This window comes from Mesorhizobium sp. P2_E7 (assembly GCF_056403855.1).
Genome location: NZ_JBFUER010000002.1, coordinates 37985 through 57360, shown reverse-complemented (window position 1 = coordinate 57360; position 19376 = coordinate 37985). Strand labels below are relative to the sequence as shown.

General features: G+C 63.2%; 23 protein-coding genes and 1 pseudogene. 8 read left to right on the top strand and 16 right to left on the bottom strand.

Going from position 1 to position 19376, the window contains the following annotated elements:
- Window positions 1-136 precede the first annotated feature (136 nt).
- The 3 genes from AC1DYC_RS17390 to AC1DYC_RS17380 all read left to right on the top strand — a co-directional run bounded on the left by AC1DYC_RS17390 (window position 137) and on the right by AC1DYC_RS17380 (window position 2084).
- Window positions 137-943 (top strand): protein-disulfide reductase DsbD domain-containing protein, encoded by an 807-nt coding sequence (locus AC1DYC_RS17390; RefSeq protein WP_477408452.1) that lies wholly within the window; start codon window positions 137-139, stop codon window positions 941-943.
- A gap of 110 nt (window positions 944-1053) precedes the next feature.
- On the top strand, window positions 1054-1536 hold the full coding sequence (locus AC1DYC_RS17385; protein ID WP_477408450.1) for a redoxin family protein: 483 nt from the start codon (window positions 1054-1056) through the stop codon (window positions 1534-1536).
- Window positions 1537-1604: 68 nt separating this feature from the next.
- Entirely contained in the window at window positions 1605-2084 is a 480-nt protein-coding gene (locus tag AC1DYC_RS17380) for a DUF2938 domain-containing protein (protein WP_477408448.1), read from the top strand.
- Between the two features lie 5 nt (window positions 2085-2089).
- On the opposite strand, the gene AC1DYC_RS17375 is transcribed toward AC1DYC_RS17380, so the two are convergent.
- The 14 genes and pseudogenes from AC1DYC_RS17375 to coxB all read right to left on the bottom strand — a co-directional run bounded on the left by AC1DYC_RS17375 (window position 2090) and on the right by coxB (window position 12676).
- A complete protein-coding gene (locus AC1DYC_RS17375; RefSeq protein WP_477408446.1) occupies window positions 2090-2749 on the bottom strand; it encodes a hypothetical protein in 660 nt (219 codons plus the stop codon).
- A 95-nt stretch (window positions 2750-2844) separates the two neighbouring features.
- Window positions 2845-3432: a histidine phosphatase family protein gene (locus AC1DYC_RS17370; protein ID WP_477408444.1), complete on the bottom strand. Its 588-nt coding sequence runs from the start codon at window positions 3430-3432 to the stop codon at window positions 2845-2847.
- Between the two features lie 29 nt (window positions 3433-3461).
- Entirely contained in the window at window positions 3462-4007 is a 546-nt protein-coding gene (rnhA, locus tag AC1DYC_RS17365) for a ribonuclease HI (RefSeq protein WP_477408442.1), read from the bottom strand.
- Window positions 4004-4966 (bottom strand): homoserine kinase, encoded by a 963-nt coding sequence (locus tag AC1DYC_RS17360; RefSeq protein ID WP_477408440.1) that lies wholly within the window; start codon window positions 4964-4966, stop codon window positions 4004-4006. The genes rnhA and AC1DYC_RS17360 overlap by 4 nt, the downstream gene beginning before the upstream one ends.
- A gap of 7 nt (window positions 4967-4973) precedes the next feature.
- Entirely contained in the window at window positions 4974-5984 is a 1011-nt protein-coding gene (gene ispH, locus AC1DYC_RS17355) for a 4-hydroxy-3-methylbut-2-enyl diphosphate reductase (RefSeq protein WP_477408438.1), read from the bottom strand.
- Between the two features lie 73 nt (window positions 5985-6057).
- Window positions 6058-6810, bottom strand: coding sequence for an SURF1 family protein (locus AC1DYC_RS17350; protein WP_477408436.1), 753 nt, complete (start codon window positions 6808-6810; stop codon window positions 6058-6060).
- Complete coding sequence (locus tag AC1DYC_RS17345; protein ID WP_477302787.1) at window positions 6807-7193, bottom strand: DUF983 domain-containing protein; 387 nt, start codon at window positions 7191-7193, stop codon at window positions 6807-6809. The genes AC1DYC_RS17350 and AC1DYC_RS17345 overlap by 4 nt, the downstream gene beginning before the upstream one ends.
- Window positions 7194-7196: 3 nt before the next feature.
- Window positions 7197-7313, bottom strand: a pseudogene (locus tag AC1DYC_RS17340) (L,D-transpeptidase family protein); the annotation flags it as partial.
- Window positions 7314-7397: 84 nt separating this feature from the next.
- Window positions 7398-8279, bottom strand: coding sequence for a cytochrome c oxidase subunit 3 (locus AC1DYC_RS17335; protein WP_477408434.1), 882 nt, complete (start codon window positions 8277-8279; stop codon window positions 7398-7400).
- 1 nt (window position 8280) lies between these two features.
- Window positions 8281-8907 (bottom strand): cytochrome c oxidase assembly protein, encoded by a 627-nt coding sequence (locus tag AC1DYC_RS17330; protein ID WP_477302790.1) that lies wholly within the window; start codon window positions 8905-8907, stop codon window positions 8281-8283.
- An 8-nt stretch (window positions 8908-8915) separates the two neighbouring features.
- Window positions 8916-9071, bottom strand: a complete 156-nt coding sequence (locus AC1DYC_RS17325; protein WP_477289353.1) for a hypothetical protein — start codon at window positions 9069-9071, stop codon at window positions 8916-8918.
- Window positions 9072-9073: 2 nt separating this feature from the next.
- The gene (locus AC1DYC_RS17320) at window positions 9074-10018 is read right to left on the bottom strand and encodes a heme o synthase (RefSeq protein WP_477408432.1); all 945 of its coding nucleotides are present in this window, start codon (window positions 10016-10018) and stop codon (window positions 9074-9076) included.
- A 70-nt stretch (window positions 10019-10088) separates the two neighbouring features.
- Window positions 10089-11741 (bottom strand): cytochrome c oxidase subunit I, encoded by a 1653-nt coding sequence (gene ctaD, locus AC1DYC_RS17315; protein WP_352584617.1) that lies wholly within the window; start codon window positions 11739-11741, stop codon window positions 10089-10091.
- Between the two features lie 38 nt (window positions 11742-11779).
- A complete protein-coding gene (gene coxB / locus AC1DYC_RS17310; RefSeq protein ID WP_477408430.1) occupies window positions 11780-12676 on the bottom strand; it encodes a cytochrome c oxidase subunit II in 897 nt (298 codons plus the stop codon).
- Window positions 12677-13039: 363 nt separating this feature from the next.
- On the opposite strand from coxB, the gene AC1DYC_RS17305 reads away from it, so the two are divergent.
- The 5 genes from AC1DYC_RS17305 to AC1DYC_RS17285 all read left to right on the top strand — a co-directional run bounded on the left by AC1DYC_RS17305 (window position 13040) and on the right by AC1DYC_RS17285 (window position 17213).
- Window positions 13040-13588 carry an invasion associated locus B family protein gene (locus AC1DYC_RS17305; RefSeq protein WP_477302796.1) on the top strand — a complete coding sequence of 183 codons (549 nt, stop codon included), beginning with the start codon at window positions 13040-13042 and terminating at the stop codon, window positions 13586-13588.
- A gap of 73 nt (window positions 13589-13661) precedes the next feature.
- The gene (locus AC1DYC_RS17300; protein WP_477408428.1) at window positions 13662-14129 is read left to right on the top strand and encodes a YbjN domain-containing protein; all 468 of its coding nucleotides are present in this window, start codon (window positions 13662-13664) and stop codon (window positions 14127-14129) included.
- A gap of 105 nt (window positions 14130-14234) precedes the next feature.
- A complete protein-coding gene (gene tldD, locus AC1DYC_RS17295) occupies window positions 14235-15647 on the top strand; it encodes a metalloprotease TldD (protein ID WP_477408426.1) in 1413 nt (470 codons plus the stop codon).
- Window positions 15648-15713: 66 nt separating this feature from the next.
- Complete coding sequence (locus AC1DYC_RS17290) at window positions 15714-16415, top strand: NAD-dependent deacylase (protein ID WP_477408424.1); 702 nt, start codon at window positions 15714-15716, stop codon at window positions 16413-16415.
- 144 nt (window positions 16416-16559) lie between these two features.
- Window positions 16560-17213, top strand: a complete 654-nt coding sequence (locus tag AC1DYC_RS17285) for a transglutaminase-like cysteine peptidase (protein WP_477408422.1) — start codon at window positions 16560-16562, stop codon at window positions 17211-17213.
- Between the two features lie 82 nt (window positions 17214-17295).
- Here the strand turns inward: AC1DYC_RS17285 and AC1DYC_RS17280 are convergent, their stop codons facing one another.
- Together AC1DYC_RS17280 and AC1DYC_RS17275 are read right to left on the bottom strand one after the other, a co-directional pair.
- Window positions 17296-18531 carry a class I SAM-dependent RNA methyltransferase gene (locus tag AC1DYC_RS17280; protein ID WP_477408420.1) on the bottom strand — a complete coding sequence of 412 codons (1236 nt, stop codon included), beginning with the start codon at window positions 18529-18531 and terminating at the stop codon, window positions 17296-17298.
- Window positions 18528-19292 (bottom strand): TlyA family RNA methyltransferase, encoded by a 765-nt coding sequence (locus AC1DYC_RS17275; protein WP_477408418.1) that lies wholly within the window; start codon window positions 19290-19292, stop codon window positions 18528-18530. The genes AC1DYC_RS17280 and AC1DYC_RS17275 overlap by 4 nt, the downstream gene beginning before the upstream one ends.
- Window positions 19293-19376: the final 84 nt, after the last annotated feature.

Here is a 19376-nt window from a genome sequence, read left to right as displayed (position 1 = left end):
AACGATTCTCCAGCTCGTATCGAACCTGGCGGAATGCTTGAACTCGACTGTTCCTCGCCCAAAGGTCACGCAAATATGATACGCAGAGCGCCATGAAAACATTGCGCGGCCATGAACGGACGATCAAATCACCGCCATGCAAAGCTTGAAAATCCTGCTGCTCGGCGCCGCCATCGGATGCGGAGCAGCCCTTCCCGCCGCGGCTTCCTCTTCGGACTGGTACAACAGCGAAGGCGGCAAGGTGCGGCTGGTGACATCAGGCAAGGCCGACGAGGCCGGGCGCATCCATGGCGTGCTCGACATTGCGCTCAAGCCCGGCTGGAAGACCTATTGGCGCGATCCGGGCGATGCCGGCGTGCCGCCGCAGATCGACGTCTCGGCCAGCACCAACATCACCGATGCGGCGTTTTCCTTCCCGCCGCCGCAGCGCCATGACGACGGCTACGGCAAATGGGCCGGCTACAACCATCCGGTTTCGCTGCCGGTGACATTCACCCTGTCGTCACCTAGGGATGCGGCCGTCATCGATGCCGACATCTTTCTCGGCATCTGCGAGACGATCTGCATCCCGGTCCAGACGCGGCTGAGCGTCGATCCCGCCGCCGATCCCGACAATGCCGAGGATGCGGCGCTGGTGAAGGCGGCCCTTGCCACCTTACCCGCCCCTGCCAAGGCCGATTTCGGCATCAAGGTCCTGCCCGGCGACCACGAGACGCTGGTCGTCGAGGCGACCTTTCCCGGCGATCCGGAGGCTGCGGATTTCTTTGTCGCCGGCGAACGCGACTACATGTTCGGGGCGCCGGCGCGCAGCGAAAAGGACGGCCGGCTGGTGTTTACCATACCGATCCTCGACCGGCCGTCAGCGACACCGACCGATGGCGGGTTGTATTACACCCTGACAAGTGCGCAAGGCGCGGTCGAGGGCGTTCTGCCCTTCCCTTGATCCGAGTCCCGATCCGGGCTTTCCCTTGATCCAGGCCTTGTCGGCGGTTGCGGGAGATGCCTGATTTCGCTATCGCAAGTAACCTTCCCTGCTTTTCACACGAGGACATCATGACGATTGCCGTTGGTGACAAACTACCCGATGCGACCTTCAAGGAAATGACCGCCGACGGGGCCAAGGTGATCACTTCGGCCGAGATCTTTGCCGGCAAGAAGGTCGTTTTGTTCGGCGTTCCCGGCGCCTTTACGCCGACCTGCAGCAACAACCATCTGCCGGGCTATCTCGAGAACCATGACGCCATCCTGGCGCGCGGCGTCGACACCATCGCCGTCGTCTCGGTCAACGACGTCCATGTCATGGGCGCCTGGGCCAATTTCACCGGCGGTCAAGGCAAGATCCTCTATCTCGCCGACGGCAATGGCGATTTCGCCAAGTCGATCGGCCTCGATGGCGATTACTCCAGCGGCGGCATGGGATTGCGCTCGAAGCGCTTTTCGATGATCGTCGACAATGGCAAGGTCACCGCGCTCAATGTCGAGACCAAGCCCGGTGTCGACACTTCCGGTGCGGCACACATTCTGAGCCAGCTCTAATCCCGGATTGCCATTACCTGACGATCGCGCCCGCCTGGCGCGATGGCCTGCTTTGGGGGACCTCGACGATGTTTGACATCATCTGGCGCAGTGTTGCGATCGGCATCGGCGCCACGGTGCTGATGGACCTGTGGGCGATGTTCCTGCATCTGGCGCTCAGTCAGCCGCGGCCGAACTGGGGGCCGCCCGGCCGCTGGGTCTGGCATCTTAGGGAAGGCAAGGTCTTCCACGACGACATTGCCCACGCCGCACCCTATGCGCACGAGACGGCGCTGGGCTGGGCCTTCCACTATTTCACCGGCATCGTCTACGGCGTCATCCTGGTGGCGCTGGTGGGCAGAGCGTGGCTGGACGCACCGACCTTCCTGCCGGCCTTCATCCTCGGCATGGTCACCATCGGCGCCGGCTGGTTCCTGCTGGCACCCGGCATGGGCGCCGGCTGGGCCGCTTCAAAGCGCCCCAATCCGATGCAGATCCGCGCCTTCAACGTGATGTCGCACACCGTGTTCGCGCTTGGCCTCTACGGCACCGCCCTGCTGATCCGCTGAGGATTCTATTCGCTGACAACGCGCGGCTTGATCGCGGCGACGGTGTCGATGATCTCCTGACGCAGCGCGTCTTTCTCAGCCTCGAACTGCTCGCGCGTGATGCTGCGACCGCCGGTGGCGGTGACGCCGAATTCCTCCAGCGCGAATTCATGGCGCGCCTTCCATCGGACCACATGCCCAGTCATGGCCTGGGAGAGCGCCGGCACAGATCCCGGATGAGCCGGCAGGCCGCACGATTGCGTCGTCCGCGCATCCGCCGCCAGCATGACTACGTTCCAGTCGTCGAGGCCTATAAGATCCATCTGGGCATAGAGGAACGCGCCATGCTCGCCGTCCCAGATCGACTGGTCGATAACGAGGAAGGGCGTGGCGCGGCAATAGCCGTGGCGTGCCGTCATCTCGGCGTTGAAGGTCTCGGTGCGAACCTGAAGCCGGTACCTGGCCGCTGCGAAAAGAGCGATGTAGTCATCCGCCGTGCGCATGATGTTGCGCTGATCGTCCGGCGCGAAGCCGGCCTCCCGCAGGAAGGAACCGATCTTCGGATCGTCCCAAAGTTCCTTCGAGAAAACGCGCGTCACGCCATCGGCATCCGGCGTCGGGCGCATCATTTTCTTGAGATCGGCAAAGCTGTGCTGCTGCTTGCCGAAAGTCCTGCGTCCGAACATCGCCGCGCCTCATCGCCAAGATCGATCGCGCCGTTCTATCACCCAGGGATGAAATCGACTTTAAGCCAAAGCCTAGAATTGCTGGCTTCCGGCTATCAATTGCCGTGGCGTGGCTTGTCGATCGGCCACCAGCCGTGGACGACGCGGCGCGCGCCGATATCATAGGCGAAATAATTGCCGCCGCCGGCCGGCTGATCCGCCGCGCGGCTGATCTCGCGATTGCTGAGCGAGAGCAGTAGCAGCGTTCCGACGCCGCCATGGCCGACGAAGGCAATGTCGCCGGTTTCAGCGGCGCCGAGCACCGTTTCGAACTCGCTCACAATGCGCTGCTGGGCATCGATGGCCCGTTCCCAGCCGCGAATGCTTTTGTGCGGGTTGGCGAAGAACTGGTCGGCGACCGCCTCAAACTCCGGCGGCGGCAGGAAGCCGGTTGCCGACCGGTCGTTCTCATGCATGCGTTCGCGCACCTCGACCGCAAGGCCGAGATGCCTGGCGAGGATCTCGGCGGTTTCGACGGCCTTGCGCTCGGCCGACGAGACGATACGGCGGATCGAGCCGACCCATGGCTGCTCGAGCAAAGCCAACGCCCTCGCCCGTCCGATCTCGGACAGCCCCCATTCCGGCACGGGAACGTTGGCGTCGATCTGAACCTGCGGATGGGTGATGTAATATGCAATCGGCACGGGTGAGGTCTTCCTGCCGGTAGCCGAATTCAATAGCTCTGGGTCGAACGCCGTGCCCTTGGCGCCGCCGGCTGCTTCTCGGATGCTGCCGGCTTCAGCGCCGCCGCAGGCTTCGGTGCCGCAGGCGTGGCCGAGCCCTTCTTGAACGGCGCCATGCCTTCCCTTGCGAGTTCGTCGGCGCGTTCGTTCTCGGTGTGGCCGGCATGGCCCTTGACCCAGTTCCAGGTCACCTTGTGACGCCGGTTGGCCTCGTCCAGCGCCTGCCACAATTCACCGTTCTTGACCGGCTTCTTGTCGGCAGTCTTCCAGCCGTTTTTCTTCCAGCCGTGGATCCACTTGGAAATGCCGTCCATGACATATTTGCTGTCGGTGTGAAGCTCGACCGTGCACGGCTCCTTCAGCGCGTTCAGCGCCGAAATGGCGGCAAGCAGCTCCATGCGATTGTTGGTCGTCTCGGCCTCGCCGCCCGACAATTCCTTGGTCTTGCCGTTGAAGCGCAGGATGGCGCCCCAGCCGCCGGGCCCGGGATTGCCCGAGCAGGCGCCGTCGGTGAAGATTTCAACCTGCTTGGTCATGTCAGTCCATATTCCGAAGGGGACCTGATGGCGCGATGGAAGCGCATGCGGCGGATATATTCGGTCGGATCGCGCTTCATGACCAGCCCGCCATCGGGAACGGTCAGCCAGTCATAGAGACGGGTCAGCATGAAGCGCAGCGCCGAGCCGCGCGCCAGCATCGGCAGCGCCGCCTTCTCGGCATCACTCAAGGGCCGTACGCTCTGGTAGCCCGCCAGCAGCGCCGTGCCCTTGGTGAGATTGAAGGAGAAATCCTTCTCGAAACACCAGGCGTTGAGGCAGGTGGCGACGTCATAGGCGTAGAGGTCGTTGCAGGCGAAATAGAAGTCGATGAGACCGGAGAGTTTCTCGCCGAGGAAGAAGACATTGTCCGGGAACAGGTCGGCGTGGATGATACCGGCAGGCAGGCCTTGCGGCCAATGGCGTTCGAAATCGGCGAAATCGGCGTCGACCTCGGCCGCCAGGCCCGGCTCGACCTCGTCGGCACGGTCGCGCGCGGCGTTCCACAATTTGCGCCAGCCGTCGATGGCCAGCGCATTGTCTCGGCTCATCGCAAAATCCTGGCCGGCGAGATGCAGGGCGGCCAGCGCCTTGCCGACCTCCGCGCAATGCGCCGCTGTCGGCCGCCGCAACGACAGGCCCTCAAGGAAGGTGATGATGACCGCCGGGCGGCCGGCCAGCGTGCCGATGACGGCCCCGTCATGCGCGGTCACCGGCAGCGGACAGGAAATGCCTTTGCGGGCGAGATGGCCCATCAGGCCGAGGAAGAACGGCAGGTCGGCTTTGTCGACACGCTTCTCGTAGAGCGTCAGTATGTAGGAGCCGCTCGATGTGTGGAGCAGAAAGTTGGAATTCTCAGTGCCTTCGGCGATGCCCTTGTAGGACAGTAATTCGCCGACCGGATAGACCTTGAGGAACGCGCCGAGTTCGCCCTCGTTGACATCGGTGTAGACCGCCATGGGCTGTTCACGCGGCTCCGTTGACGAAGGCCATGTCGGCCCGCGTCAGTTCGACATCGCGCAGAACCCGCATGACTGGAAAATCCTCCGTTTCGGTCGCCGTGATCGCGAGATCGATGGTCACCTCGAAGCGCTGGCGGAAAGCGTCGATGATCTCATCGACGATGATCTCCGGCGCCGACGCGCCGGCAGACAGGCCGAGCGTCGAAATGTTGGTGATGTCATTCCATGGAATTTCGGAAGCGCGCTGTACGAGAAGCGACATGGTGGCGCCGGCGCGCTCCGCCACTTCGACAAGACGGCGCGAATTGGAGGAATTGGGCGCACCGACGATCAGATAGAGGTCGGCGCCGGCGGCGGTTTCCTTGACCGCTTCCTGGCGGTTGGTGGTGGCGTAGCAGATCGATTCGGCGGCCGGCGCATGCAATTGCGGGAAGCGCTCCTGCAGCGCCCGGATGATGCCGGCTGTGTCCTCGACCGACAGCGTCGTCTGGGTGACGAAGCCGAGCGCTTCGGGGTTCGCGGGCGCAAAGGTCGCTGCGTCGGCTTCGGTCTCGATCAGCGTGACGGCGCCGTCCGCCAGCTGGCCCATCGTGCCGATCACTTCCGGGTGTCCGGCATGGCCGATCAGCAGCACATGGCGGCCGAGCCGCTGGTGGCGCATCGCCTGCTTGTGCACCTTCGACACCAGCGGACAGGTGGCATCGAGATAAAAGAGTTCGCGCGCCTGGGCGTCGGCCGGCACCGATTTCGGCACGCCATGGGCCGAGAAGACTACCGGCGACTTGCGATGCTCGGGCGGGATCTCGGACAGTTCCTCGATGAACACCGCGCCCAGGCTTTGCAGGCCCTCGACGACATAGCGGTTGTGCACGATCTCGTGGCGGACATAGACCGGCTTGCCATATTTCTTCAACGCCAGCACGACGATCTGGATGGCGCGGTCGACGCCGGCGCAAAAGCCGCGCGGCTGGCAGAGCCGGATCGTCAAAGGAGGCTTGGTCTTGGTGTGAAGCATCTAATCCGGGCCGGTTGTTCAGAAGGCGAAATGAGGTGTGCAGCCCTGCCCTGTCAAGGGTGGTAGGGATCAATCAGGCTTTTGCCGGACGGCGCAGCCTGATGATCAGAACCGCGGCAAGAGCCGCCGCAAGCCCATACCAGGTGAAGGCATATTGCAAATGAGAGTTCGGCAGGTCGATGATGGTGACGCCGCCGACCGGCAGCCCGCCTGGATTCGGCGACTTGTCGGCGTCGATGAAGATCGGCACCAGCACGGCACCGGCGGGCAGGCCCGCACTTGCCGCCATGGCGTCGCGGTCCTTCCAGTAGAAGATGTTCTTGGCCACATTATTGTCGGGCAGCATCATCGACGGCTTGGCCGGCAGCGGGTTGCGCGCCAGCCCGGTGACCGTCACCTTGCCCGCCACCTGCCCTTGCGAGCGCCTGGTGGCGTCCTTGAGGTCATAGGGCACGAAGCCGCGGTTGATCAGCACGAAGCGGCCATCGTCGAGCGCCAGCGGCGTGTAGACATTGAAGCCGGCGTCGCCGTCCCACGTCGCGTAGAAATGCCGCTCGCCTGAATGCAGGAACGTGCCGCTGACGGTGACCGGCGTGTAGTCGACATCGCCGGTGGTGGCGAATTCCTTCTCGACGTCCGCCAGCGGCCTTGGCGCCGAGTGGGTGCGCTGGTCGATCGTCGCCAGCAGCCCTTCCTTCCAGTGCAGGCGCTGCACCTGCCAGGTGCCTAGCCCGAGCAGAATGACGAACAGCACCAGGCCAAGGCCGAGCAGCAACGCCGTCTTCGGCCGCGAACGGCCGGTGGTCTTGGCCACCGCCTTGCTCATTGCTCGCGGTCCAGCCGGCCTTCAGCCGCCTTGTTGGCATATTGCAGCGTCAGCAGCACGCCCTTGATCAGCCTGAGTGCCGTCAGACACAGCGCCACCGCCAGCGGTATCCAGATGATGAAATGCAGCCAGAGCGGCGGGCTCAGCGTCACCTCCACCCACAGTGCCAGCCCGACGATGATGAAGCCGATGATCAGGATGACGAACACCGCCGGACCGTCGCCGGCATCGGCGTAGGAATAGTCGAGTCCGCAATTCATGCAGTGCTTGCCGACGGTCAGGAAGCCGGAAAACAGCCGCCCCTCGCCGCAACGCGGACAGCGGCCGTGCAGGCCGGCCGAAATCGGCTCGATGGGTGGCCAGATCGCCTTGTCTTCGCTCATGTTCTACGGCTCGATTTCAATCGGCGTTCCATCCGGCACCATGGTCCAGATTTCATCCATGTCGGAGTCGGTAACCCCAATGCAGCCATCGGTCCAGTCGACCAATTGAAGCAGCCAGCCTTATGGGCGCCAAAAAGAAAAAAGGCGACCGCATTGCCGCGGCCGCCTCCTCGTTTCTTGGGGGCTGCTCCCCGATGAAAGCCGTCAGTGGCCTTCGATCAGCGCGCCGGCCGATCCCCAGACATAGATCGCGCTGAACAGGAACAGCCAGACCACGTCGACGAAGTGCCAGTACCAGGCAGCCGCCTCGAAGCCGAAATGCTGCTTCGGCGTGAAGTCGCCCTTCATGGCGCGGATCAGGCAGACCAAGAGGAAGATGGTGCCGATGATGACGTGGAAGCCGTGGAAGCCGGTCGCCATGAAGAAGGTCGCGCCGTAGATGGAGTCCTTGAAGCCGAACGGAGCGTGCATGTACTCGTAGGCCTGCACCATGGTGAACAGCATGCCGAGGCCGACGGTCAGCACCAGGCCGTTGATCAGGCCCTTGCGGTCGCCATGGATGAGCGAATGATGCGCCCAGGTCACCGTGGTGCCCGACAGAAGCAGGATGATGGTGTTGTAGAGCGGCAGGTGGAAGGGATCGAGGACTTCGAGACCCTTCGGCGGCCAGACGCCACCGGTAAAGGCGGTGCGGGCATATTGCTGCGCTTCGCTCGGGAACAGGCTGGCGTCGAAATAGGCCCAGAACCAGGCGACGAAGAACATCACTTCCGAAGCGATGAACATGATCATGCCGTAGCGTAGATGCAGCGACACGACGCGCGTGTGGTGGCCCTCATGCGCTTCCTTGATGGTGTCCGACCACCAGGCGAACATGGTGTAGAGGACGATGACCAGGCCGATGAAGAACAGCCACGGATTGGCGATGTTGTGGCCGAAGATCGGGAAATCGCCGTTCTTGAGATACTGCATCAGGGCGACGCCGCCGACGGCGGTGACCAGCGCGCCGATGGACCCCAGGAAGGGCCATGGGCTCGGGTTGACGAGATGGTAGTCGTGTTGTGGTTTTGCGTGCGCGTCTGCCATATCAACCCCCGAGATTTGCTTCGGTATCGGAAACTTTGGTGGTGCTGTCCGGCGCCGATGAAGCGACCGGTTTGTTCTTTTCGACCGGGAACATGGTGTAGGACAGGGTGATCGTCTTCAAGTCCTTCAGTTCCGGCACGTTGACGATGTCTGGATCGACATAGAACACGACCGGCATGTCCAGCGTCTCGCCGGGCTTCAGTGTCGTGTCGGTGAAGCAGAAACACTCGACCTTGTTGAAATAGGGACCCGCCAGTTCCGGCTGCACGTTGAAGGTGGCGCGGCCGGTGACGGCGCGGTCGAACTTGTTGGTGGCGCTGTAATGCGCCTGCGTCGTCTCGCCGATCTTGATGGTGACCGAGCGGGCGACCGGCTGGAACTGCCAGGGAATGCCATTGGTGTTGGCGTCGAAGCGCACCGTGATGTCGCGGTCGAGGATGCGGCCGGCATATTGCTTCTCGGCGCGCTGCGTGGTGCCGCCATAGCCGGTGGCCTGGCAGAACATCTTGTAGAGCGGCACCGCGGCGTAGGCCATGCCGATCATGCCGCCGAAGAAGGCGACGCAGACGGCGGCGACAACGCGGTTGGTGTTCTTCTTCCTGGGGTCGGTCACGGTCGGGCGGGTCATCATCGGCCTCACATCGATCCGCTATGGCCGAATTTGACGATGGTGATGACGTAGAAGACGACAACCAGCGCCGCCAGCGCCAGGCCGATGGCCGCCGAACGGTTGCGCTGCGCCTTCTTCTGGCTTTCGGTCAGCGTGACCAGTTCAAGCTTCTTGTCGATCATGGTCATGCCCCACCGATGGCCAGAGCGCGACCGACGACGCAGTCGGCCAGATAGATGGCGAAGATGGCGAAGAGGTAGAGCAGCGAATAGGCAAACAGCGCCTTGGCCGGCTTCATGACGCGGTCGTCGTCCGTCATGCGCAGCACCTTCCAGGCATACCAGACAAAGCCGGCGCCGAGCGCCAGCGAAGCGATGCCGTAGCCCGCGGTGGTGAAACCGAGCACCCAGGGCAGCACGCCGATCGGCGCAAGGATCAGCGCATAGGCAAAGATCTGGCGGCGGGTCGAGGCCTGGCCGGCGACATTGGGCATCATCGGGATGCCGGCCTTGGCGTAGTCGTCGGACTTGAACAGCGCCAGCGCCCAGAAATGCGGCGGCGTCCACAGGAAGATGATCAGGAAAAGGACGAGGCTTTCGAGGCTGACCGTTCCGGTCACCGCCGCCCAGCCGATGACCGGCGGAATGGCACCGGCGGCACCGCCAATGACGATGTTTTGCGGCGTCGAGCGCTTCAGCCACATCGTGTAGACGACGGCATAGAAGAAGATCGTGAAGGAGAGCAGCGCCGCCGACAGCCAGTTGACCAGCACGCCAAGCGTCATCACCGACAGCACCGACAGCACAAGGCCGAAACTCAGGGCTTCGCCGGGCAGGATGCGGCCGGACGGAACCGGGCGGCCGGCGGTCCGGCTCATCACGGCGTCAATGTCGGCGTCGTACCACATGTTGAGCGCGCCCGAGGCGCCGGCGCCGATGGCGATGGCCAGGATGGCGACCATCGCGATCAGCGGGTTGACGGTCACGGGCGCCGCCACCATGCCGACAAAGGCCGTGAACACCACCAGCGACATGACGCGCGGCTTCAGCAGGGCGAAAAAATCGCCCGCCGTGGCTTCCGAAATTCGAAAGCCCGCTTCGTCAATCAATGGGTCGTTGACCAGGGCCATGCGTAGTTGAGTCCAATCATTCCGTTGGCCAAAACCGCCGGCGGGCCGGCGGTTTCGTATTCAGGCTGCCTTACTTGATCTTCGGCAGCTGTTCCCACTGGTGGAAGGGCGGCGGCGAAGGCAGCTGCCATTCGAGCGTCGTTGCACCCTCGCCCCATGGATTGGCGCCGGCCACCCGCTTCTTCTGGAAGGCTTCGAAGACGCCGTAGAGGAAGATCACCACGCCGACGGCCGAGATGTAGGAGCCGTAGGACGACACCATGTTCCAGCCGGCAAACGCGTCGGGATAGTCGATGGTGCGGCGCGGCATGCCGGCGAGGCCGAGGAAATGCTGCGGGAAGAAGATCAAATTGACGCCGACGAAGGTGACCCAGAAGTGGGTGTTGGCGATCACCGGCGAGTACATGTAGCCGGTCATCTTCGGGAACCAGTAGTACCAGCCGGCAAAGATGGCGAAGACCGCGCCCAGCGACAGCACGTAGTGGAAGTGGGCGATGACGAAATAAGTGTCATGCAGCGAGCGGTCGAGGCCGGCATTGGCGAGCTGGACGCCGGTGACGCCGCCGACCGTGAACAGGAAGATGAAGCCCAGCGCCCACAGCATCGGCGTCTTGAACGAAATCGACCCGCCCCACATCGTCGCGATCCAGGAGAAGATCTTCACGCCCGTCGGCACCGCGATGACCATGGTGGCGAAGACGAAGTAGCGCTGCGTGTCGAGCGACAGGCCGGTCGTGTACATGTGGTGCGCCCAGACGATGAAGCCGACGGCGCCGATTGCGACCATGGCGTAGGCCATGCCGAGATAGCCGAACACCGGCTTCTTCGAGAAGGTCGAGACGATGTGGCTGATGATGCCGAAGCCCGGCAGGATCAGAATGTACACTTCGGGATGACCGAAGAACCAGAACAGGTGCTGGAACAGCAGCGGGTCGCCGCCGCCATCCGGGGTGAAGAAGGTGGTGCCGAAATTACGGTCGGTAAGCAGCATGGTGATGCCGCCGGCCAGAACCGGAAGCGACAACAGCAGCAGGAAGGCGGTGACCAGAACCGACCAGGCAAACAGCGGCATCTTGTGCAGCGTCATGCCCGGCGCGCGCATGTTGAAGATGGTGGTGATGAAGTTGATGGCGCCGAGGATCGACGAGGCGCCGGCAATGTGGATCGACAGGATCGCCAGATCCATGGCCGGCCCGGGCTGGCCGGAGGTCGACAGCGGCGGATAGAGCGTCCAGCCGCCGCCGACGCCGTAGGCGCCGGGAGCGCTCGGCATAAAGGCCGAGGCGATGAGCAGGATGAAGGCCGGCGGCAGCAGCCAGAACGAGATGTTGTTCATGCGCGGGAAGGCCATGTCCGGTGCGCCGATCATGATCGGCACCATCCAGTTGGCGAAGCCGCCGATGAGCGCCGGCATGACCATGAAGAAGATCATGATCAGGGCGTGCGCGGTGCCGAAGGCGTTGTACATGCTTTTGCCGCCGTCGATGGCGGCATCGCCGTTCATGCCGTAGACCATCTGCGCCAGACCGGTGAAGATCTGGATGCCGGGCTCCTGCAGCTCCATGCGAATGACGACCGAAAGCGCGCCGCCGACGATGCCGGCGAAGATCGCGAAGATCAGATAGAGCGTGCCGATGTCCTTGTGGTTGGTGGAGTACACCCACCGGACCCAGCCATGATAGGGCTTGTGGTCGTGATCGTCGTGAGCTGCAGCTTCTGCCATGGTCGGCTCCGTTCCCTAATTCTTGCTAACCCGCGGCATCAATTGCCGGCGGCCGCTACCTTGTTGGTACCGTCGACCTCGGCCATCAGCGCCTTGTTGGCGCCGGGAAGGTCGGTCTTGGCTGCTGCCAGCCAGGTCTTGTACTGCGCGTCGGAGACGACGCGGATGGCGATCGGCATGAAGGCATGGTCCTTGCCGCAGAGCTGCGAGCACTGGCCGTAATAGAGGCCTTCCTTTTCCGCCTTGAACCAGGTCTCGTTGGTGCGGCCGGGAACCGCGTCCATCTTGATGCCGAAGGCCGGCATGGCGAAGGAATGGATGACGTCGGTTGCGGTGATCAGGACACGGGTCATGGTGTTGACCGGCACGACCAGCTCGTTATCGACCGCCAGCAGGCGCGGATAGACCTTGCGGTCTTCCTTGCCGATAGCGGCGCGGTCAGCGTCCTGCAGAATGGCCGAGTTGAAGGAGAGCGTGTTTTCGGTCTGGTACTCATAGTCCCAGTTCCACTGATTGCCCGTCGCCTTGACGGTCAGCTTGGCTTCTTCCGGCGGCGTGTATTGCGCGGTCAGAAGCTGGAACGAGGGGATGGCGATGAACAGCAGGACGACGACCGGACCAACGGTCCAGATCACTTCGATCAGCGTGTTGTGGCTGGTCTTGGACGGAACCGGATTGACGCTGGCGCGGAACCTGAAGATGCACCAGGCAAGCAGCGCCAGAACCAGGACGGTGATCGGGACGACGAACCACATCGTGTAGTTCCCGAACCACTCGATCTGCCGCATCATGTCGGTCGCCGGCGGCTGAAAGCTCATCTCCCATGGCTGCGGCTGGGCCGCATGAGCGGAGGCACTGGCGAAAAATGCGGCTGCAGCGCCTGCTGTTGCCATCAATTTGGCGCTTGCTGGGAATTTTCTCATCGCCCTCATCATCTCCCGGTTCCTCGCGATCGCGCGCAAGAATATCGAACAATGCCGGGATGGGAATCCCGGACAGTCCCAAGGGTGGTTCAAACCATACTCTATTTCCCTCCGCAAGAAAGGAGCGGGCAAAACCGTGCGGCATTTTTGCGCGCAAGCGCGACCGCACCGTTTCAGCGGCCTTTTGCCCCGCGCGGATGATCGACAGATGAGCTATGCGGGCTTGCGGCCGGAATGCGCCCGACGGTCGCAATTCGGGCGAATTTGCTAGGGAAAAGCGCATTATTGCGCTTGCCGGGGCTGACCGGCGGTCGCCCTATCCTTTACTTGGCCTTGGCGCGGCTTAAAGTGCCGTGATTCGCTAATGGAGCCGTCATGACCTCTTGGCTTTCGAGAAACTCCTGGCTTTCGAGAAGCGGGGCGAAGGTCATCTTTCTCGCCGCCCTGATCGGTATCGGCTCGTCCGCAGCCGGCATCGCCAATGCAGCGCAGCCGAGCGGCACGGTCAAGTCGACGCACGGCGCGTGGTCGATCATCTGCGACACGCCGGCCGGCGCGACGTCGGAACAGTGCGTGATGATGCAGAACGTCGTCGCCGAGGATCGCCCGGAAATGGGACTTTCGGTCGTCGTGCTGCGCACAGCCGACAACAAGGCCGAGATCCTGCGCGTGCTGGCGCCGCTCGGCGTGCTTTTGCCCAACGGGCTTGGCCTCAATGTCGACGGCAAGGATATCGGCCGCGCCTATTTCGTGCGCTGCTTCCAGGACGGCTGCTATGCCGAGGTCATTCTCGAAAAGCCGCTGCTCGACACGCTGAAGACCGGCACGTCGGCCACCTTCATCGTCTTCCAGACGCCGGAAGAAGGCATCGGCATCCCCGTCGACCTCAAGGGCTTCGCCGACGGTTTTGCCGCCCTGCCCTGAGCTTGATGCTTGCGAAAAGGCTGGTGCTGACGCAGAATTCCCACGGGTTTGATTTTTGGCTGTGGGGGTCGTCATGCGTGCTTTTTCTCTGCTTCTGTCCACCGGTCTGATCCTGTCCGGCACAATTTCCGTGGCCTTTGCCGAGGATACCGAAATCATCACGGCGCCAGACCCGGCGGTTATTCTCGAGATTGCGAAGGGCTATGGCTCGGCCAAGATGGACAAGGACGACGGCGGCGATCCGATGATCTCCGGCCGGCTCCAGGGCATGAAATATGTCGTCTACTTCTATGGCTGCGAAAACCACGAGAAGTGCAAGTCACTCCAGTTTTCCTCCGGCTATACCGATCCCTTCACGGCCGACCAGGCCAATGAATGGAACAAGAAATATCGCTGGGTAAAGGCCTTCTCCGGTGACGGGTCGAACTTCAAGATGGATGTCATGTTCAGGGGCGGCGTTACCCGCTCCTACCTTGAGGAGCAGTTCTCGAACTGGGACTCCATGACCAGCGACATCAAGGAATTCGTGAACGAGAAGTAGGGCCCGCGAAAAGCTAGCCGGCTGCGGATCTTCATTGCGGATTGTGCAGGCGCGTGTTCGCGCCTACATCGTGGCAACACCATTCCTCCTGTGAACGGACCTGCCATGAACAGCCTGATCGGCCAATTCGACATTTCAGACGACCGCATCAAGCGCATCGTCGCCGACACCCTAAACGGCGCCGATGACGGTGAGCTGTTCCTCGAATACAGCGAGAGCGAAGCGCTGATGTTCGACAATGGCAAGCTGAAGACCGCCAATTTCAACACCGACCAGGGTTTTGGCCTGCGTGCGGTGGCCGGCGAGGCCAGCGGCTACGCCCACTCCAGCGACCTGTCCGAGGCGTCACTGCTGCGCGCGGCGGACGCGGTGTCGACCGTCAAGGGCGGCTATTCCGGCACGCTTGCGGTGGCCCCAGCCCGCACAAACCGCCATCTCTACGGCGACGAGAACCCGATCCCCTCGCCTTCCTTCGAGGTCAAGGCCAAGCTGTTGCAGGAGATCGACGCCTGGCTGCGGGCCGAGGATCCGCGCGTGCGCCAGGTGACAGCTTCGCTCGCCGCGTCCTGGCAGCATGTCGAGATCGTGCGTGCCGAAGGCCAGATGGTGCGTGACATCCGCCCGCTGGTCCGCATCAACGTGTCCGTCGTGGTCGGCGATGGCGACCGCCAGGAAAGCGGCTCCTACGGCATGGGCGGGCGCAAGGCGTTCGGCGAGTTCCTGGTCGAGGACAGCTGGAAGCATGCGGCCAAAGAGGCGCTCAGGCAGGCGCTGGTCAATCTCGAAGCCATCCCGGCGCCGGCCGGCACGTTCGACATCGTTTTGTCCAGCGGCTGGCCGGGCGTGATGCTGCACGAAGCCGTGGGCCATGGGCTGGAAGGCGATTTCAACCGCAAGAAGACCTCGGCCTTCGCCGGCCTGCTCGGCCAGCAGGTGGCGGCCAAGGGCGTCACCGTGGTCGATGATGGCACCATGCCCGAGCGGCGCGGCTCGCTCACCGTCGATGATGAAGGCACGCCGTCGGCCCGCAACGTGCTGATCGAGGACGGCAAGCTCGTCGGCTACATGCAGGACCGCCAGAACGCGCGGCTGATGGGCATGAAGGCCACGGGCAATGGCCGGCGCGAAGGCTACGCGCACCAGCCGATGCCGCGCATGACCAACACCTACATGACATCAGGCGACATGGAGCCGGACGAGATCATCGCCTCGGTCAAAAACGGCATCTATGCCGTCTCCTTCGGCGGCGGCCAGGTCGACATCACCTCGGGCAAGTTCGTGTTCGGCTGCACCGAGGCCTACATGATCGAGAACGGCAAGGTGACGCAGCCGATCAAGGGCGCAATGCTGATCGGCAACGGGCCGGACGCCATGCACCGTGTGTCGATGATCGGCAACGACATGAAGCTCGACAACGGCATCGGCATGTGCGGCAAGGCCGGACAGGGCGTGCCGGTCGGCGTCGGCCAACCGCATCTCAGGATGAACCAGATGACGGTCGGCGGCACCAGGGTTTGAGGACGGCTGCGCGTTCCGGTAGCATCGCTGTCCAAACGATGTTTTCCGGGTGCCGGCGGCCGCAACATGTCCAAGATCGTCATTCTGACAGGGGCCGGCATTTCGGCGGAATCGGGCGTCGCCACCTTCCGCGATCCCGACGGCGTCTGGGCGAAATTCAACCTCGAAGACGTTGCGACGCCGCAAGGCTTTGCCCGTGACCCGGCCAAGGTGCAGGATTTCTACAATATGCGCCGGCGGCAGATGGGCAGCGTCGAGCCCAACGCCGCCCATATCGCGCTCGCCCGGCTCGAGCGCGAACTGCCTGGTGGCGTCCTGCTCGTCACGCAGAACATTGACGATCTGCATGAGCGCGCCGGATCGCAAAAGCTGATCCATATGCATGGTGCGCTTGGCCGCGCGCTGTGCCAGGCCTGCGGACAAAGCAGCGCCTGGGCCGACGACATCGCCGTCCAGTCGAAATGCCCTGCCTGCGGCGCAGAGAGCCGGTTGCGGCCTGACGTGGTCTGGTTCGGTGAAATGCCCTACCGCATGGAAGAGATAGGCGCAGCACTTGCCGACTGCGACCTGTTTGCCGCGATCGGCACCAGCGGCAGCGTCTATCCGGCGGCAGGCTTTGTCGAGGAGGCGCGCGCCGCCGGGGCGCTTACGGTCGAGCTCAACCTGAAATGCGCCGGCTGGGCCTCGCGTTTCGACGAGCAGTTGGAGGGACCGGCGACGCAAGTGGTACCGGCTTTCGTGGAGCGTATTTTGTCAGGGACGGGCTGACGCTTGCGTTTCGAATCCCTCTGGGCACCTTGAAGTGAACACAATTCCATTAGGAAATTAGTAACTGTTCAACTGCCTGGGCTGCCGTTCCCGCACAACCGCAGTACCTGCTTCCTCGTTGCGGTGTTGGTGTTGGTGATGGCAATGCGACGTTCCCCGGGCGTCCTGACTCTCTTCCTTGGCTTCATTTCGTTGATTGGCGCGACAGCGCTGCTGGCTGGCCCGGCGGCGGCACAGACGACATGGTTCAAGGCGCGGTCGACGCAACCTGCCGCCGCTGTCGGCGGAAGCACCAGCGTTCCCTACGGTTGGGTCGATTTCTGCCACCGCCGGCCAAAAGAGTGCAAGGTGCCCGCGTTGCCGGCCGCTGACATCAAGCTGACCCCGCAGAAGCTGAGCATCCTCAAGCGGGTCAATCTGAAGGCGAACAGGTCCATCAAGCCGGTCAGCAACTTCGATCACTGGGGCACGATGGAGGACCACTGGGACTATCCGGTGGACGGCAAGGGCGACTGCAAGATCTACGCGCTCTACAAGCGCAAGCTGCTTCTGCAAGCGGGGTTCCCGCGGCAGGCACTGCTGATGACGGTGGTGCGCGACCTCAACAATGAAGGCCACACCATCCTGACGGTGAAGACCGACAAGGGCGATCTTGTGCTGGACAATCTGGTCGATGAGATCAGGCCCTGGAACGCCACGGGCTATTACTTCCTGAAACGCCAGTCGCAGCAGAACCCAAACACCTGGGTGTCGATCAACCAACGCGGCGGCACATCGAAGCGACTGTCGCCGAGCTAGGCTTTGTTTTTTCGCAATTCCCAAGGGAAAGCGCTGTGCGCTTTTCCCGGGAAAACCGCTTCACACTTTTCCTGGAATTGCTCTAGCGCCGCCGCTTCGGCTTCTCCAGCAGCGCCACGGCCTCGACATGCGGCGACCACAGGAACTGGTCGATCGGCGTGACGCTTTTCAAGCTGTAGCCGCCATCCATGAGGATGCGTAGATCCCGGGCCAGCGTCACCGGATTGCAGGAGACGGCGGCGACGAACGGCACGTCCGAGCGGGCGATCTGCTTCGACTGGTCCTCGGCGCCGGCGCGCGGCGGGTCGAAGACGACGCCGTCGAAGGCATTCAGCTCCTTGAACGTCAGCGGGCGCCGGAACAGGTCGCGGCGTTCGCCGGTTACCCGCTTGAGGCCGGTCGCGAAGCGTGATCCGCGGTCGAGCGCTGAAAGGGCGGCCGCATCGCCTTCGACCGCATGGACCTCGGATTTCGCCGCCAGCCGGAGCGCGAAGCTGCCGCAGCCGGCGAAAAGATCGGCGACTTTCTTGGCGCGTTTCAGATGTCCGCCAACGATATCGGCCATCGCCTGCTCGGCGGCTTCGGTTGCCTGCAGAAAGGCGCCGGGCGGCACGGCGACAGCGACGGTGCCGAACATGACCACCGGTTTTTTCGGCTCGATGACGATCTCGTCGTCGATCGAAAGCCGGGCAAATCCATTGGCCATGACGAAATTGGAAGCGACCCGACGCTGGTTCTCGCCCAGCTTGCCAGACTCATAGACCGCGACGTCAAGGCCCGAACCCGTAACTGTGACCGCCATGCGGAACGATTTGGAGGTGGCGCAAACCAGGTCGGCGACCGATCGCAAGCGATCGAGCGCGGCAACGATCTCCGGCAGCGAGATCGGACACTCGTCGATGGGGATGATGTCCGGCGACAGATGGCGATGGAAGCCAAGCAACATGCCCGTGTCGGCGCGCCGGGCGGCAAGCACGACGCGGCGGCGCGTGTGTGGCGCACATGGCACCAAGGCGCCGATGTTGCCGGCAATGCCCTTCAGCGCGTGCACAACCTTGTCGCGCTTCCATTGCTGGTAAGCGTCGGCTTGCAGATGCTGGACGGCGCAGCCGCCGCATTCGGTGAAATGCCGGCAGGCCGGCTCTATGCGCAGCGGCGACGTCTCCAGCACCGCCATTAGCGTGGCGCGATCCCGCTCGCGCGCCGCGGTGACGATTTCGCTAGGCAATGTGAAGGGAATGAACAACTCGCCGGTTTCCGTCTCGGCGACGCCGTCGCCTTGCGAGCCCAATCTCTTGATGGTGAAGCGCGTGCTCATCGGTCCTTGATCCCACCGAGCAGGAATTCGCGGTTGCCGTCGCCGCCTTCTATCGGCGACATGTGCAGGCCCAGCGTGCGCCAACCTGGAATGTTTTCGAGCCATTCCTGCAGCAGGCCGGCAACGCGGGCGGCATCGAAAGGATCCTTCAGCAGGCCGCCCTTGCCGATCGCCTCGCGGCCAGCCTCGAACTGCGGCTTGACCAGAAACACCGCACGAGCTCCCGGCCTGGCAATGGCGAGCGCCGGTGGCATCGCCAGTTTCAGCGAAATGAAGCTGACGTCGGAAACGATGAAATCCGGGATACGGCCGCCGAGATCGGCGACGGTGAGTTCGCGGGCATTCAATCCCTCGATCACGGTAACGCGCGGATCGCTCGAGACTTCGGGATGCATCTGGCCGTGGCCGACATCGATCGCCGTAACGTGGGCCGCTCCCCGCTCAAGCAGCACCTGCGTGAAGCCGCCGGTCGAGGCGCCGATATCAAGGGCTTCGCTACCCGCGGGATCGAGACTGAAATGGTCGAGCCCGGCAATCAGCTTCAGCGCCGCGCGCGAGACATAGCCCTGCGCCGGGTCGTCGATGGCGATGAGACATTGCGGCAGAACCGTCTGGCCGGGCTTGCGGGCGACCACGCCGTCGACCGTCACGGTACCACGCTCGACCGCATCGCGGGCGCGAGAGCGGCTCGCAAACAGGCCGCGCTGGACGAGCAATTCGTCGAGCCGCTGGCGTGTGCTGGCTGGCAGAGGGGAGTTCATTGGCCTTCATGGCGAAAGCCGGTCGCGAAGGCAAGGACATTGGGGGACGAGAGAAGCTGGCCGGCCGCCGCCAGTTGATAATCG